12 protein-coding genes are annotated in these 16,666 nt (G+C 43.1%); all 12 read left to right on the top strand.

What is annotated here, in order from left to right; genetic code table 11:
* Positions 1–454: 454 nt before the first annotated feature.
* Entirely contained in the window at positions 455–1,522 is a 1,068-nt protein-coding gene (locus tag U2F10_RS04160) for a hypothetical protein (RefSeq protein WP_499870926.1), read from the top strand.
* 1,068 nt (positions 1,523–2,590) lie between these two features.
* On the top strand, positions 2,591–2,839 hold the full coding sequence (locus U2F10_RS04155) for an acyl carrier protein (protein ID WP_499870924.1): 249 nt from the start codon (positions 2,591–2,593) through the stop codon (positions 2,837–2,839).
* A gap of 140 nt (positions 2,840–2,979) precedes the next feature.
* Positions 2,980–3,345 (top strand): holo-ACP synthase, encoded by a 366-nt coding sequence (locus U2F10_RS04150; protein WP_499871603.1) that lies wholly within the window; start codon positions 2,980–2,982, stop codon positions 3,343–3,345.
* Between the two features lie 24 nt (positions 3,346–3,369).
* Complete coding sequence (locus tag U2F10_RS04145) at positions 3,370–4,908, top strand: benzoate-CoA ligase family protein (protein ID WP_499870923.1); 1,539 nt, start codon at positions 3,370–3,372, stop codon at positions 4,906–4,908.
* 25 nt (positions 4,909–4,933) lie between these two features.
* Positions 4,934–6,256 carry an anthranilate synthase component I family protein gene (locus U2F10_RS04140; protein WP_499870922.1) on the top strand — a complete coding sequence of 441 codons (1,323 nt, stop codon included), beginning with the start codon at positions 4,934–4,936 and terminating at the stop codon, positions 6,254–6,256.
* Positions 6,257–6,261: 5 nt separating this feature from the next.
* On the top strand, positions 6,262–6,738 hold the full coding sequence (locus U2F10_RS04135; protein WP_499870920.1) for a holo-ACP synthase: 477 nt from the start codon (positions 6,262–6,264) through the stop codon (positions 6,736–6,738).
* A gap of 224 nt (positions 6,739–6,962) precedes the next feature.
* Positions 6,963–8,078, top strand: coding sequence for an FG-GAP repeat domain-containing protein (locus tag U2F10_RS04130; protein WP_499870918.1), 1,116 nt, complete (start codon positions 6,963–6,965; stop codon positions 8,076–8,078).
* 32 nt (positions 8,079–8,110) lie between these two features.
* Positions 8,111–9,598, top strand: a complete 1,488-nt coding sequence (locus U2F10_RS04125; RefSeq protein ID WP_499870916.1) for an ASPIC/UnbV domain-containing protein — start codon at positions 8,111–8,113, stop codon at positions 9,596–9,598.
* A gap of 161 nt (positions 9,599–9,759) precedes the next feature.
* Complete coding sequence (locus U2F10_RS04120; protein WP_499870915.1) at positions 9,760–11,286, top strand: 3-oxoacyl-[acyl-carrier-protein] synthase III C-terminal domain-containing protein; 1,527 nt, start codon at positions 9,760–9,762, stop codon at positions 11,284–11,286.
* 100 nt (positions 11,287–11,386) lie between these two features.
* The gene (locus U2F10_RS04115; RefSeq protein ID WP_499870913.1) at positions 11,387–12,121 is read left to right on the top strand and encodes an NAD(P)/FAD-dependent oxidoreductase; all 735 of its coding nucleotides are present in this window, start codon (positions 11,387–11,389) and stop codon (positions 12,119–12,121) included.
* Positions 12,004–13,035 carry a hypothetical protein gene (locus tag U2F10_RS04110; protein ID WP_499870911.1) on the top strand — a complete coding sequence of 344 codons (1,032 nt, stop codon included), beginning with the start codon at positions 12,004–12,006 and terminating at the stop codon, positions 13,033–13,035. Before U2F10_RS04115 ends, U2F10_RS04110 begins: the two co-directional genes overlap by 118 nt.
* Before the next feature lie 37 nt (positions 13,036–13,072).
* Entirely contained in the window at positions 13,073–16,546 is a 3,474-nt protein-coding gene (locus tag U2F10_RS04105) for an amino acid adenylation domain-containing protein (protein ID WP_499870910.1), read from the top strand.
* Positions 16,547–16,666 lie beyond the last annotated feature (120 nt).

Raw genomic sequence — 16,666 nt, 5'->3', positions numbered from 1 at the left:
GTTGATTTAATTTCATATCTGTCTAATGTTAGGCAAGAGTTGATTCGCTTCTGTTAAGATAGTGAAGTGTGTTACTAGTTTTTTCTTTCATTCATAGATGCATGTTTGAAAGACTTTAAAAGCCGTCTATTGGCATGAATAATTGTTAGCTTTTGGAGTAAGTCCTCATCTATAGGGACTTACTATGGTTAATGAATTTTCCTTGGGTAGATTGATAGCTTGTCATGCTAAGAAGCTATCTAATATAGGCTTTATTTAATTCCCTGTCTGTCCAGTATTGGGCAAGAGATGATTCGCTTCTGTTAAAATAGTTAGAGAGGATATATTGTTAGGTTTTTCTTTCATCCATGGATGCGTGCTTGAAAGACCTGAAAATTCGTCATTTCATACTTATTGGCATAAATGATTGATTGCCAACTTGTAGAACTTGTCCCCATCTACAGGATAGATAGTGATGGTTAATGAACCTTCCTTTAACGGATTGGCGGTTTGTCGTACTAAGGAGCTACTGATTTCTTCTATTAAATTAGATTTCGAGATTCATCCGAGAGCTCGTTTAGACAAGACCTTGATTGATGAGTATGCTGAGGCGATGACTTGCGGAGCTCTTTTTCCCTCGGGTGTTGTCTTCTATGATGGTGACTCTTACTGGCTCGCGGACGGCTTTCATCGTCTTAAAGCAAGAAAATTGGCTGGGTTTAAGACGTTTTCAGTAGAGATTCAACCAGGTAAGAGACGAGATGCAATTCTCTTTTCTAGCGGCCTAAATTCAAATCATGGATTGAGGCGGACTAATAAAGATAAGCGCTATGTTGTGAGCAGGATGTTGCAGGATCCCGAGTGGTCTCTCTGGAGCGATAATGAGATCGCACGTAGGTGCCATGTAACTCATCCGCTAGTCGGAAAAGTTCGGAAGGAGTTAAGCTTATCTTGTAACGATTACAAGATAGAAACATCGAACGGCAAGTCTGTGACGGCTAATTTGGGCACAATGAGAAAAGCTCAGAGAGGTAAAGTCGCCTACATAGTTAATACGCAGAAAATTGGCAAATCGTCAAAATCAGAATCGAATTTTCAAGAAAGTATTTCAACCAATAATCTAGTGCTCACTGAACTAGTGGAAACGCATTGCCCTGAATCAGACTCGCATTCCCAAAAAAGTACTTTGACTAATGAAATAGCAAATTCAGACAGTCTTACATCAGATAATGATGTTGGAAGAAGTATTTCCTCTCATGATTGCTCACTTGAATTTGATGATGGAGACTTTGAAAGCTTTCAGATTTTAGAAGTGGCTTTAAGCTCTAAATCTCGGAGTGTAGATGAACCTGAGCTGATCAGTTTTTGCCCTCGAGTTCTTTGTAAGGATAAAGGGGAAGCGCTATTGCTGATTCTGTCTAAGATGCAGCAATATCCTGATTTCGCCAACAGAGTCTATCAAGAAGCACAATGGTTAAAAGAGCGAAGTAACAATTGTAACAACAATTCAAAAATCATTGGTGCTCCAAGTTGTTCGCCATAGACAGAGCTGCTATTTTATAGCGGTTCTGGGTTGTTTTGAATACATTCTGATAATACAAAAACTGGCATATCTAGACTAAGTGTATTCAGCGCGAGCGAGAACCGCTATATGTTAGGTGGGAAAGACTTATATAAAGACGATTAGTAAAAGCTCACATAAACCTTGTCCACGTCCAGAACTGGAGTTTTTCTATAGAGGAAACTACAGGTTTCAACTTGGACGTGGTTTAGCTTCAAGAATCGTCTGCTAAGAGAGCGTTCTGGCAAGGAAGATAAGAGTAGAATCTAGTGTCGCCTGACTGCTCGGGATTTGTCCACCTATCGCAGCGAGTTGTCTTTATTGAGAGGTCATTCTTTGCCCCGATAGAGACCATTCCAAAGACTCAATATGCCGCAATTGACACTTTCTCGAAATCGGCCAATGCTCTATTACAAGACCTTTTCTTCGGTTGCATAATGGTTATCCCCTCAGGTTGATATTCCTGAAATTCCTTATCTTAGACTTGTTGCGATATAAGGATCTGATGAGCTTGAAACCTTTGTCAGATAAGGAGTTTAGTGGATTTTGCGTTACAAAACCTGAATCCATTGATACGAAAGGGCTTGAGCCATTTTCCCCATCTATTTCGCAACAGCTCTCTTGAATTAACTTACTATCTCTTAGAAATCGCTAGTCTTCTCCATCCTGTAGTGATAGTATGAAACTGTTATTTAATTCACTTAAATAAAGTCTTAAAAAATAGTGGTTTAAGACTTGCTAATCCGTAACGATCTTTAATGTTTTTTAGGTGAATTTAGGAGAAAAAACGTTCGTATCAGAAACTTAATTATGATCGAGCGACCGTCTGAAAGGCATTTCGAAAGGTTGAGTTAGTTTTAGAAAAAAAGGGCTTAGCCCTTTTATGTATCTTTATTAGTACATAGAAGTGTTTATCTGAAAGATTGAGTTTCCTGAATTCTGTTTGGAATTTGTTAAGACTGCTCCTAGAGTTCAAGTATGGAGATTATTAATAGTTTGACAAGTGTCTGATCATTGTCTGAATAAAAGGTTGTTAATGCGCTTCTATTTATGGATATTCAAGAGGTAATGGATGCTCTAAAGGCTATACTCGCTGATTTAGGAATTACAGCAGAGCCTCTTGATAGAGACACTCTACTCTATAAGGATCTGCAACTTGATTCTACGGAGACAGTTGAGGTTTCTTTAGGGCTAAAGCGTAAATTGGGAGTCAGTGTAAAGCTTGAATCTCGGCAAGATATGACGCTAGCTCAAGTCTGTGATTTGATTGAGGCAGCGATGGCAACTAGTTCTAAATAAGAAATTAGAGTTTTCTTACTACAGAATTGCGCATCTAAGGAGATGATGATGATGACGGATCAATATCATTTTGATGAGGTAGAAGATTTTGTAAGGTCGGTACCTGATTTTTTTCTTCCAGGTATAGATGGACAAATGGGATCAAGGGGGTCGGTATTGATATCGTACCTATTTACAGAATTGCCAGCTTGATTGATCGATATGAGCACGAAGCGTTGAATCTGTTGTTTACTCTGAGAGAGATAGAGCTTTGTCAATCCGGTAGGGATCCTTACCAGCTTTATGCTATTTGTTTTGCTGCTAAAGAGGCCGTAGGTAAGGCCTTGGGCTCTGGACTAGTTGGAATCAACTGGAATCAAATTGAAGCAAATCTTGAACACGGCGAGTTATCAATTTTTCTGTATGGGGAAGCGATGATTCGAGCAAAAACGCTTGGTGTAAGAGAATGGTTAGCAGACTGGTTTCACTGGGATGAGCATGTATTAGTTCATGTTCTTGCCCAGTAAATCATAAGGTTAAAGGACGGTTAGATGGACAGTATTTTTGAGCGATTACCTATTGTCTTTAATGCTGCTGCGTACTTCATAGAGAATAATCTGGCGCAGGGACGTGGCGATAAGGTAGCCTTTTATCATCAAGGAGAAGTATGCACCTATGCCCAGATGTATGACTTTGTTAGACGTACTGCTGGATTGTTGGCCAATCTTGGCCTGGAAAGGGAAAATAGGTTGGCGATTCTTCTGCCAGATTCTCCGGAGTTTATATTTGCCTTTTGGGGTGCCATTTGGCTAGGTGCTATACCAGTTCCGATAAATATAGCCTGCACCATTGAAGATATTCAGTATATCTTGCAAAACTCGCGCGCTAAAGTTTTGTTAACGACTCAGGAATGGCAGGAGAAACTTGCCCCTGTTCGGTCTCAGTTTCTGCGCCATGTCATAAACACAAATGGCAAAATCTCATTTGTGTCTCTCCTTTCTCAACAGACAAGCGATCTACTATCTTGCGCTCAAACCTATCGTGACGAACCAGCTTTCTGGCTTTATACTTCTGGTAGTACGGGTCGACCTAAAGGTGTAATTCATCTCCATCAAAGCATGGTAGCTTGTGCGGAGTACTATGGAAGAGCTACACTTGAACTGCACGAAGGTGATATCACGTATTCGGTCGCCAAGATGGCTTTCGCCTATGGTTTAGGAAATACCTTATATATGCCAATGGCGGTTGGTGCATCTGCTGTTTTGTCTGACGCTAGCAACGCTTTTGATATTATTGCCGATATCCAGCGCTATAGGCCAACAGTCTTGTTTGGCATTCCCAGTGCATATGCAGATATTGTTGCTTTAGAAGATATTTCTCCTCTAGATACATCTTCTCTGCGTTTATGTGTATCTGCAGCCGAGCAAATGCCTAAAAGTGTTTGGCAAAAATGGCTGAAGCGTTATAACCTAGAAATCTGTGAGGGGATAGGAACAACTGAGTTTTTACATATTTTTCTTTCAAACCGATTAGGTGAATGTAAGCCAGGTTACTCAGGGTGTCCTGTTCCTGGTTATGAGGTTCAAGTCATTGATGAAGAGGGTTCGTTATGTCCTCCTGGCGAGATTGGTGACTTACAGGTGAGTGGAGAAAGCCTGATGCTAGGATACTGGAATCGACTCCAAGAAACGCGGAGCGCTATCTACGGAAACTGTATGCGAACTGGGGATAAGTATTTGCGTGACCCTGACGGCTATTTCAAGTTTATGGGACGGGCTGACGATCTCTTTAAGGTAAATGGTCAGTGGATATCGCCTATGGAGATTGAGGATGTCTTGTATCAGCATCCCCAGATACTTGAAGTTGCAGTAGTTCCTGAGTCTAATAATGGTGAGCAGTTAACTCAGGTTGTTGCCTATGTGAGCCTTAAGTCAGGGCAAGTGTCGTCATCCGAACTAGAGGATGGCATTCGTAAATTTGCTAAACAGCAATTACCTCACTTTAAGGCACCGAAGAAGGTTCACTTTTTAGAAAGCTTACCGCGAACCTCAACAGGAAAAGTTCACCGTAAATTATTACGCAAGTCCTGACTAACTATCCATAAGGAGCTTATCAGTGGTAACGGAACTCAAGGTTGCAATAAAGTATGACGAAACCTTTGTATCGACCCAAAGGGAACCTGCTGTTGTCTTGCAGAATCTTTTGCAAGCAGGTGTCTTTTCTAAGTACGTAATGTATGAACAGAAAAATGAAGTTCGTATCGCTGGCAATGAGCTAGCCAAGGTATCGGTAAGCCAGGATATGGTTTCGCTCAAAAGTATAGACAAGGTCTACTCTGAGCCGGTTAGTGATCCCTTTAAACAGGTTGGGAAATTATTAGGGTCTTTGCCCATCGAAAATTGGACAGCCTATGGCTATGTTGGGTTTGACATAGCTAGTTTCTATTCTTCATACTCAAAAGCAATTAAGCAAGAGTTGCTCTATTTTTTGGTTCCGGAGACTGAACTTCGCTTCACACAAGAGGGAGTCTATATCAAAAGCACTAGGTCTTTAGACCAAATCCGTAGCCTTTTATTGAAAGACGGTCAGCTACCAGATTATGCATCAACTTCATTAGATGTTGATTTTACTGATCGTGAACTGTATCAGAATCGCATTGTGACTTTAATCGAAGCAATTCAAGCTGGCGAATTGCATAAAGCCATCATTGCTCGTCCACTTAAACTCTCTGGCGATTTGGATCTGTTGGGAACTTATGTGGTTGGATCAAGAGTTAATAATGCGGCTCGTTCATATTGCCTCGATTTCGGGAATGTCCGTACAGTTGGCTTTAGCCCCGAAACCCTTTTAGAAGTACATCCGGATTGGTCAGTTGTGACTAATCCGTTGGCTGGAACTAGACCCCGTAGCGAAAAACAGCAAGAGGATGAGTGTTTCACGGGTGAATTATTTACTGATGCAAAAGAAGTTAAGGAACACGCACTTTCTGTATGGTTGGCACAACGTGAGATCGACTCGATTTGTTTGCCAGGAACTGTTCAGGTGTTTAATTTTATGGAAGTCAAGAAATACCGAACGGTACAGCATTTATCATCAAGAGTTGGAGGTGTTCTGAAGCCTGGAAATACATCTTGGGATGCTTTAAAGGTTTTGTTTCCAGGGATTACGGTTTCTGGAATTGACAAACAAAAAGCTCTCGCATGGATTGATCGTCTCGAAGCTGAGCCGAGGGGAATTTATGCTGGTGGTATTGGTTGGATGGATAGTAATGGAACAGCCGATTTGGCAATCTCACTGCGTTCTGTTTATCAGTATGACAATGATATCTATCTCAATGCTGGTGCTGGGATCGTCGCTGAATCAATTCCTCAGAAGGAGTATATAGAGTCGGTTAACAAGATGAACACAATGTTGACCAATGTAGTTCTAAGGTCATAAGTACGATGGATAGCATTTTGAGGGTGGAAGCTGCATCTTTAGGATCTAACAGCAGCCCCCCTCAGTGTTCCCCCAATTCTAGGCTTGACTCTCTCGATATCATTGGCCATGGCATCGGCATAACTGAAACGCAAGGCATTAAAAAACTCATAGAGCGATCGGAAGACTCTCTAGAAATGAGATGTTTCACGGTCGATGAGCGCAGCACCTATAAATCTGGTGCTAGGCGCATTGAGTATTTCGCTGGTCGGTTGGCTGCAAAGGGAGCGGTGCTTGAGGTACTTGACCAAAAAAGGTGTGAAAAGACTTCTTGGCTCGATATCGAAATCAAGCGATTGTCTATGGGTGGACCTTCAGTCATGCTCTATGGAAAATTTCAACAGATCGCAGTGGGTTTAGGAATTACGAAGTGGCTCGTGAGTATTAGTCATGAATCTTCCTACGCCGCCGCGAGTGCGATCGCGCTTGGAACAACTTCTTGAAGCACATCCCTTTAATCTTGGGTCGACAGTTCTCAATGGCCGAAAAATCAGGCGACTAGTATGCCATGCGTGGGAGACGTGCTATATAATTTGGGGTGTGCTCAAGATCGTCGATAACAAAAAAAATCCGCTTAAATCTTCTCAGATCCTATACTTCTTATAAGAAGTTTTTCCTGCCTTACTGGTGTCGCGAACATCCCTATATAAATAATTAGGCTCCAGGAATGGAGCGAGATTATCTAGGAGAAGAAATTTTGGAAACCACAACATTAGGTTCACAGGATATGGCTGTTGAGCAAAGTAACATTACCTTCACAGACATTGTTACAGATGTAAATTCAGGCATCGACTATAGTCGTGTTGAGTCAGAACGGAACGCTATCTTTGAACAACTCAGACAGCAGCCTGTGTTTACTCCAGACGATCTACCCAACGTACCACTCTTTGCGCGAGGTCTTCCTGGAGTAGCCGTTCTGGATTATGATGACGATGGCGACTTAGATGTCTATGTCACTAATGGGCCTGGTGCAACTAATAGTCTTTATTCAAATCAATTAAAAGAGACAGGGCAGTTATCATTTGTAGATGTTGCTCAAGCTGTAGGCGTCTCAGCTACGGATCAAGACAGCAATGGTGTTGTCTATGGTGACATCGATAACGATGGCGACCATGATCTGCTTGTTTTAGGGAGTGGTGAACCTAATCGACTCTTTGAAAATCAGGGAGATGGCACGTTTGTTGACATTACTGAATTTAGTGGAATTGGCGGTGGAGACCGATACTCCAGTTCTGCCTCGTTCGGAGATGTTAATGGTGATGGATTATTGGATATTGTCGTTGCTAACGCCTTTGACTTTGACAACATAATTCCAATTGTGGCTGAACCCTTTGCCCTCAATGAGCATAACCAGTTGTTTATTAATACTGGAAATAATACATTTGTAGATGCTAGTGCAACCTCCGGGATTGAAAACCTGACAGGTTTTTCTGAGGGAGTGCCAGATGGGGTAGCTACCATTACTTGGGCGATCTCACTGGTGGACTATGACCTGGATGGAGATCTTGATATCATTCAGGCAGATGATCAAGCAGCAGTTCCTCCTGCAGAACCCTTGGGTGGAGTTGATCGCGGTTTAATTCACATTCTCCAAAACGATGGTACTGGAAACTTTACGGATGTGACAGTAGAAGCCAATCTAGATATTCCTGGCGCATGGATGGGGCTATCTTTTGGAGATTTTAATGCGGATGGTAATTTGGATATCTTCGTTTCTAACTTTGGTGACTATGAGATCGCAACCCCCCCCAATCTTTTGTTGGTAGTTCCCGATGGTTTTTAGGGCAGGATGACGGGACTTTTACGGATCCTGGCGTGGGGGATTTAGGCGCAACGCCTTTTGGCTGGGGAACCTCAACAACTGATTATGACAATGACGGTGACACTGATATTATCTTCTATGGTGGTATGGATGCTGGACCTTTAGTTGATGCATCTAATCCAGGGGTAATCCTGAATAATGATGGCAACGCTAATTTCACCTCTGATGCAAATGCGCTGGCAACAGCTGCTGATCATCTACGGCGTAGTGATAAGGGAGTAGCTGTTGGCGATCTTAATAATGATGGGTTTGTTGATATTGTTTCGACATCCAACTTTAACTTTCCAGAACCATTGCCAATATTGCCTTATGATGATTTTGGTTCGCCGTTTGATGGGATTGCAGGTTTTCTACCTACATTCATACCTGCCAATGAGACCGGTACAGAATTTGTCTCGAGTGGGTTTGAATTGCCCAATGGCACCCTCGCTGTGGAAATCAACAGTGCTGATAACGGTAATGGTTGGGTGGCAGTGGACGTATTGGGCACTGTTGGTCTGACAACAGCGGGGCGTGTCAATCGTGATGGCATCGGAGCTGTGGTCTTTTTTACCCCTGAAGATAGTGAGACGATAATTCAACCGATTCTCGGTGGCTCAAGTTTTATCTCTCAGGATAGTTTGACGGCAAACTTTGGCTTGGGTGAAGAATCTAGTGGCATGGTCGAAGTCCTCTGGGCAGGTGGAGTGCGCAATCGACTTTATGACGTTGAGGAATTTGAGCAGATTGTTTTTCCAGAAATTTCCGTTAGTTTTGATGGTGATTTTGAGAGTTTGCAAGCCTATGAAACACTTGTAAGTAATGCTATCGATGAATTAGTGGAGTCTCAGGCGTTAACCTCCAGTGATGGAGAACGATTCTTTTCAAGTGCTGTGAGGGCGTTTGTAGAAACTCAAGGCCAGCGCGATGACGTTTTTGCAGGTGCTCCAGATATAGATGAACTAGTCGGTAGCGCTGCTGCTGAGACATTCTATGCTTTAGCGGGTGATGATGTTGTAGCAGGTGGTTTAGGTAACGACATCATCAACGGTGGTGAAGGTGATGATGTTTTGCGAGGAGATCTTAATAGCCGTTCTCCTGGGGGAACTGTTGGTGGTGATGACATTATTTATGGTGGCTTAGGCGATGACAGAATCGGCGGCAAAGCTGGTAATGATGAACTCTATGGGGACGAAGGAGATGATAGCATTTGGGGTGATAATGGAAATGACATCATTTCTGGTGGATTAGGCAATGATATCCTGATTGGTGGCCGAGGTAGCGATATATTTGTCCTAGCTGTGGGTGAAGGTACTGATACAATTGATGACTTTGAGATTAGCGATGATTTAATTGGGCTGACAGGTTCGATTAGCTTTGGTCAGTTATCAATTGTTCAGGATGGTGAGAACACGTTGATTGGTTTCGAAGAGCAAACCTTAGCAGTTCTGAATGATGTGAATGCTAGTAACCTGACTGAGAATTCTTTTACAACTCTCTAAATTGGCGTTGGTAAATGACGGGATAAATTTAAACAACGGCTCATTTTGAAAGCTTGAATATGAGCAGCTGTCAACAGCCTCATAAATTACAATTTATCCCCCAGATTTACCAACGCTCTAAATTTCCCTCTTTTCCTATTGCTGTGAGTAGAAGTTTTACTATGAGCAATTGTCACGTCGGTATTCGCTCACTTGCAATTAGTTTCCCTAAGCAAATTCGAACCAATGATTATTGGCAGCGAAAGTATCCGGGGTTAGTCAATCAGGGTAAACCAAGGCGGGCAAGAGTCTCTAAACCACTTGACTATACAAGTGATCATGTTGGATTAGATATTTGGTCACAGGCCGTGGCTCCTTATTTGCCTGATCCCTTCCGAGGATCTGTTGAGCGACGAGTATTAGATCGAGGGGAGTCGGCATTGGCGTTGGAATGTCAGGTGGCGCAAGATGCTCTTGAAGCAGCAAACCTTACTGCTCACGAAGTTGATTTGGCTATAGTTGCTTCGTTGTTCTCTGAACAAGTTGGTCCTGGCAATGCCGCTTATCTGGCTCGTCAACTTGGACTATGTTGCCCTGCCTGGAGTTTGGAATCTACCTGCTCAAGCGCCTTAGTTGCCCTTCAGAATGCTTGTGCATTGGTGCGAGCTGGAGAGTATCGCAACGTATTGGTAATTTTTTCCCACATCGGATCTAATTCAACAGATGAAGAAGATACCCTTTCCTGGTCAGTGGGAGATGCTGCGGGTGCTTTTGTGGTGGATTCGCTGTCATCGAATCAAGGCATCCTTAGCAGCAAAATTATTCCGACTACTGTTACCTGTGATGCGTATGCTCATGAAATGGTGACAGATGCTCAAGGCATACCTCGGATACGAACTCGAACGGGAGGGAATGCCAGTATGTTAGCCGAGACAGCTGTGGATTTTGTTCGTACTTGCTGTGAAGGTGCGATCGCAAGTGCTGGTGTCACTCTTGAACAAATTGACTTTTTTGCCTTCAGTATGCCAACTGCATGGTATGCCAGTGTCTGTACTCGGGCATTAGGCATTGATGCAGAGCGTACCCTAAATCTCTATCCGCGATACGCCAATATTGGCCCAGTATCTGCGATCGCCTCTCTGTATCATGCCGCCCAATCAACTCAACTTTGCCCCAATGACTTGGTTCTGCTTTATACTAATGGTGCTGCTGCCACAGCTGGTGCCATGGTAATGCGCTGGGGAGATGTGGCGTTGGGCCCCGTTCCTGAAACTCCAATTTGTGTGACTCCAGCGCAAGAAAGAATCCAGGCCGTACCATTATTAGGTGTACCAGACACCCATTCGATTCCAGAAACAATCTTAAGAGACCGACTCTTAGCATCTACTCCAGCAGAACAGCGACAGATGCTAGAGGCATATCTTTTGAAATATTTAGCGAGTTTATTGCAGTGCCCTTTAGCGGAGTTAGATTCTCAGCAATCCTTGACTTCACTGCTGGATTCATTATTGGCCATAATGTTTAAAGGCCTTATAGAGACTGATTTACAAGTGCAGATACCTGTCGAGATCTTGTTTAAGAAAGATACTATTGCTCAACTAGTTGAATTTTTGCTTAGTCAATTTTTGTTGGCAAATTTGATGGTATCAGAAGATGCTCCTGTTACTGACGCGAGTGATACAGAAGAACGGGAAAAATTAAGTTTTTAACCATATCCGATTGAGAAACTGAGGTTTTCCCAAAGTGGAAACCGGGAATCTGGATGTGGCTAAGATATTGCTCAACTTTCAGAACTGGAGAGAACACACTATGAATCGTAGGAAAAACAATCAGTTTGACGTCATTGTTCTAGGGTCTGGATTAGCAGGTTCAATTTTGGCAACTATCTTAGCCAAACATAACTTGCGTGTCCTGATCATTGATAAGGATGTCCATCCCAGATTTGCAATTGGAGAAGCAGTGACGCCTGATACTGATTTAATGTTGAAGATTCTCAGTTATCAGTATTCTGTCCCTGAAATTGCACATCTGAGTTCTTTCGAGAATATTTGTGAAAATATCTCACCATCTGCCTGTGGATTCAAGCGTTCTTTTAACTTTGTGTATCATAACGAAGCTGAAGGGCGAGTTTGGCAAGAATACGACAAATTAGGTGTCCATCCTAGCAGTCACTTATTTCGCCGAGATACAGACCAGTACATGGTAGGCGTGGCCGTTAGTTACGGCGTAGAGCTTTTAGAGAAAACGCATATTCTTGATCTGCAGATAGATGCCAATAGTGTAGAAGTCCAAGTTGATAGCGGAGAGAAATTTGTTTCTGATTATTTAGTGGATGCAAGTGGCTATAATTCTCTGGTCAGCCGCCAGTTCAATTTGCGCGAAGAACCATCGAGGTTTAAACTCACTCAAGAACCCTGTTCACTCATATGGTCGGGGTCAAAAGTTATGATGACTGCATCCAGAAGAATGGAAAAAGTCAAGATGCCTTATCATGGCATGAGGGAACCCTGCATCATGTCTTTGATGGGGGGTGGATGTGGGTGATCCCATTCAACAATCATGAAAAATCTGATAATCAAATTTGTAGTGTAGGCCTCAACCTTGATCCTCGTCGCTTTCCGAAGACTGAAACTCCACCTGAACAAGAATTTCAGAGATTATTAGCGGAATTTCCAAACATTGGTGTTCAGTTTGAAGACGCTAAACCTGTGCGTCATTGGACATCAACAGGACGTCTTCAATATTCTTCTCATTCATGTGTCGGAGATCGGTTTTACGTCGTGCCTCATTCTGCAGGATTCGTGGATGCTCTTTTCTCCTTTGGGTTAGTCAATACGTATACAATTCTTATTCCCTTAGCTGATAGAATTTTGAAGGCTTTTTCGCAGAATGACTTTTCAACAACGTATTTTGTGGATATTGAACGCTTGCAACAGCAACTTTTTGACTATAACGATAAGTTAGTCAACTGTTCATACATTTCCTTTGCTAGCTATGATCTTTGGAATGCTTGGAGACGCGTTTGGATACTTGGAAGTACTTTACGTCAATGGAAAGCAGGCATAAGAAAGGGTTTAAAGATTGAAGCCGGTAGAGGAGAAGAGCTTTCAAAGGTTAGGGATGAGGATAGTATTGGGTATCTAACCCCTAGCTTTGAAGGGTTAGGAGATGATTTCTTTGAAAAAGCTACGAAAACGGTTGAGGAAGTTGCAGAGGGTTTAATATCTCCGGATAAAGCAACACGACGAATCATCTCGTTGATAAACTCGATTGACTTTTTACCTAAAAATTACCTGGGATTAGGAAACGAATCACACCAGTACTTAGATTTGCTATCTGGTTTTGGTAAATCAGAGCAATCACGTTTTCTGTCCTGGATTAAAACATCTTCAAACCCAGGCGTTAAAGAGTACTTTGACTACGATATCGAAGATCTCGTGGCGGCAATCAAAAGATAATTTGGCGGCAAAGAAACACCAACACCTGTCTAAAGAAATGAATCTGCATGCACTTCTGAATAATCTTGCTCACAAAGGAGTAAAGCTTTCTTCCAATAAAGGCTTACTATTTGTTGATGCTCCCAAAGGGGCGATGACACCAGAACTACAGGAGTCATTGGTAAAGCATAAAGCTGAAATTATCATGCTACTGTCCCAGAATAGTCTGAGTGCTGGTGATACTTCTCTACCAGTTATTGTTCCTGCACCAGAATTACGCTATGAGCCTTTTCCCCTTACAGATATGCAACATGCCTTCTGGGTGGGGCGCAGTGGGATATTCCAGTTGGGAACTGTGGCGAATCATGGTTACTACGAGCTTGAAGGGCAGAATCTAGATCTAAAACGACTCAGTTGGGCGTTGCAACAGTTGATTGAGCGTCACGATATGTTGAGAGCAGTGGTGTTACCAGATGGTCAACAACAGGTTCTTAAACAGGTGCCGCTTTATCAGGTTGAAGTTTTGGATCTAAGAGGAAAGACAGAGTCAGTAGTTTCTGAGGAGATCCAAGCGATTCGTCAGCGACTGTCTCATCAGGTGTTGCCAGCTGATAAATGGCCTTTGTTCGAATTTCGGGCAACGCAATTGGATGAAGGGCTGGTGCGTTTACATATTAGCTACGACCTGCAGATTTTTGATGCGTGGAGTTTGTTTCTTTTATTTGATGAGTGGTTTCAGCTTTATCAAGATCCTGATATTAAATTAGTCCCATTGGAACTCTGCTTTCGGGATTATGTTTTAGCCGAGCAAGCTTTGCAAGGGACAGAGGTGTATCAGCGATCTCAACAATATTGGTTTAGTCGCCTGGACGATCTGCCTCCAGCGCCAACGTTGCCGTTAGCCAAAAATCCTGGAGAACTCAGACAGTATCGAACCAAGCGCTATGAAGAGCAACTAGACAAATCGGACTGGCAGCTATTGAAGCAGCGAGCTGCTCAGGCTGGTTTAACCCCTTCTGGTATTCTACTAGCCGCTTTTACAGAGATCTTGACAATCTGGAACAAGAACTCTCGGTTTACCGTTAGCCTCGCCCTATTCAATCGTCTGCCACTGCATCCACAAGTCAATGACATCTTGGGAGACTTCATCTCTGCCACACTGCTGACAGTAGATAATTCAGGCGCTGAATCGTTTACTGATCGCGCTATCCGACTGCAGCAGCAATTGTGGCGGGATCTAGAGCACCGCTATTTTGGTGGAGTCCGTGTCACCCGGGAACTAGCCCGCAGAAAAGGTACCGCTCCTAGCGCTATTCCCATTGTGTTTACCAGCACTCTCGGTTTAACCTCTCTAGGTCAAGAAACGTTGACCTTCAGTCACTTTGGCAAATTAGTTTACGGTATCAGTCAGGCTTCTCAAGCATGGATGGATGTCCAAGTTTGGGAGGAGAAGGGAGAATTGACCTTTAACTGGGATGTGGTTGATGAACTTTTCCCTGAAGGCCTTATTCAGGATATGTTTGAGGCTTATCGTCTTTTTCTTAAGCGGCTGGCGACTTCGGAGACTGTTTGGCTGGAAACGAACCGACAATTAATCCCGTCGTCCCAATTAGCCCAGCGATGCCTTGTCAATGCCACGGTTGCCCCAGTTACTGATGAGAGGCTGCACACTTTATTTGAAGCGCAGGTGCAAATTCGGGACAATGAGCCTGCAGTCATTTCATCCCAACGTACAATCTCTTATCGAGAACTATACGAGCTTTCAAATCAAGTCGGTCATAAGTTGCGGGCGTTAGGGGTAGTTCCCAACCAACTGGTAGCTGTGGTTATGGATAAAGGATGGGAGCAGATTGTCGCAGTTATGGGCATTCTAGCTGCTGGCGCTGCCTACGTCCCGATTGCTCCTGGGCTACCCCAAGAACGAAGGGAATATTTATTAAAAAATAGTGAGATCGATATTGTTTTAACCCAATCTTGGCTTAAGGAGAAGCTTGTTTGGCCAGAAGATGTTCTGCAGCTATGTATTGACAGTCAAGATTTAGAAGGTGAACCTAAAGAGTCGCTAGAGGTGGTTCAAAACCCGGATGATCTTGCCTATATTATTTATACTTCTGGTTCCACAGGAATGCCTAAGGGGGTGATGATTAATCACCGTGGTGCCGTTAATACAATCCTTGATATCAATCGACGATTCAATGTTAGCCCATCTGATCGAGTCTTCGCACTGTCTTCTCTGAGTTTTGACCTATCGGTCTACGACATTTTTGGCGTTTTGGCCGCTGGAGGGGCAATTGTTATTCCTAATGTCTCATGTGAGCGTGAGCCAGCTCACTGGGTTGAGCTGATAGCTCAGCACAGGGTCACCATTTGGAACTCAGTGCCAGCCTTAATGCAGATGATGATTGATTGTGCAGCGAATGAATCCAAAGCCTTAGAAAACCTGCGTTTGATTCTGTTAAGCGGAGATTGGCTGCCATTAACGCTGCCAACTCAGATTAAAGAGTTGATTGAAGATGTTCAAGTAATTAGCCTGGGCGGTGCAACTGAGGCATCTATTTGGTCTATTCTTTACCCGATTCAAGCAGCTAATCCATCTTGGAAAAGTATTCCCTATGGGCGACCAATGGACAATCAAGGTTTCCATGTGCTCAATGAAGGGTTAACCCCTTGCCCTGTGTGGGTTCCGGGGCAACTCTACATCAGTGGAATTGGTTTGGCTATGGGGTATTGGCGTGAGGAAGCTAAAACGGCTGCGAGTTTTATTATTCATCCTCAAACCGGTGAGAGACTGTATCGAACCGGTGATTTAGGGCGTTATCTCCCTGATGGGAATATTGAGTTTTTAGGACGAGAAGACTTCCAGGTCAAAATTGGTGGGTATCGCATTGAATTAGGAGAAATTGAGGCGGTGCTTGTGCGGCATCCTGCTGTGAGTAAAGTCGTTGTTGACGTGGTAGGCGAAAAACTAAATGAAAAGCGGCTAGTTGCTTATATAGTCTCCCAGCAAGAAATCTCCATAGATGAACTGCGAGGCTTTCTGCGTGATCAGTTGCCAGAGTATATGTTGCCCGCCGCTTTCATGTTTCTAGAAAATTTACCCCTATCGGGAAATGGTAAGGTAGATCGCCGGGCACTGCCTGTTCCAGATATCTCGATACAGACACTAGAGATTGATTATGCAGCCCCTCAGAGCGATATTGAGCAAACGCTGGTAACTATTTGGCAAGCTGTTCTGAACTTAGAAAAAGTAGGCGTCAATAACAACTTTTTTGAGATAGGCGGAAACTCTCTACTAATTACAAAAGTTTACAGCCAGCTCAAGGATGTTTTACCGAGTGTGATAGAGTATGTATCATTGCTTGATTTGTTTAAGCATCCAACAATCTGTTCCCTAGCGAAGTACCTTAATCAATCCCAACAGGTAACGTCTTCAGAACTGAAAAATTTAGCGTTGGGTAAGCAATTATCAGTGGGTAAAACCCGCCTAAAGCAAAAATTGAAGAAGTCGAGAGACGCGAATCTACGAGTTTAGTTCTTGTCTAAAGCAATGATTAGTCACTATGAGCATCATTAGGTGATTAATCTCATTGAGTGATCGAGTATAGAGAAAAAGTTGACGTCGAATATAGAGTTCACAGTTTTGTGATGATAT

This window comes from Leptothoe sp. EHU-05/26/07-4, assembly GCF_043421015.1.
GTDB lineage: Bacteria > Cyanobacteriota > Cyanobacteriia > Phormidesmidales > Phormidesmidaceae > Leptothoe > Leptothoe turfae.
This window is presented reverse-complemented; position numbering and strand designations above follow the sequence as displayed.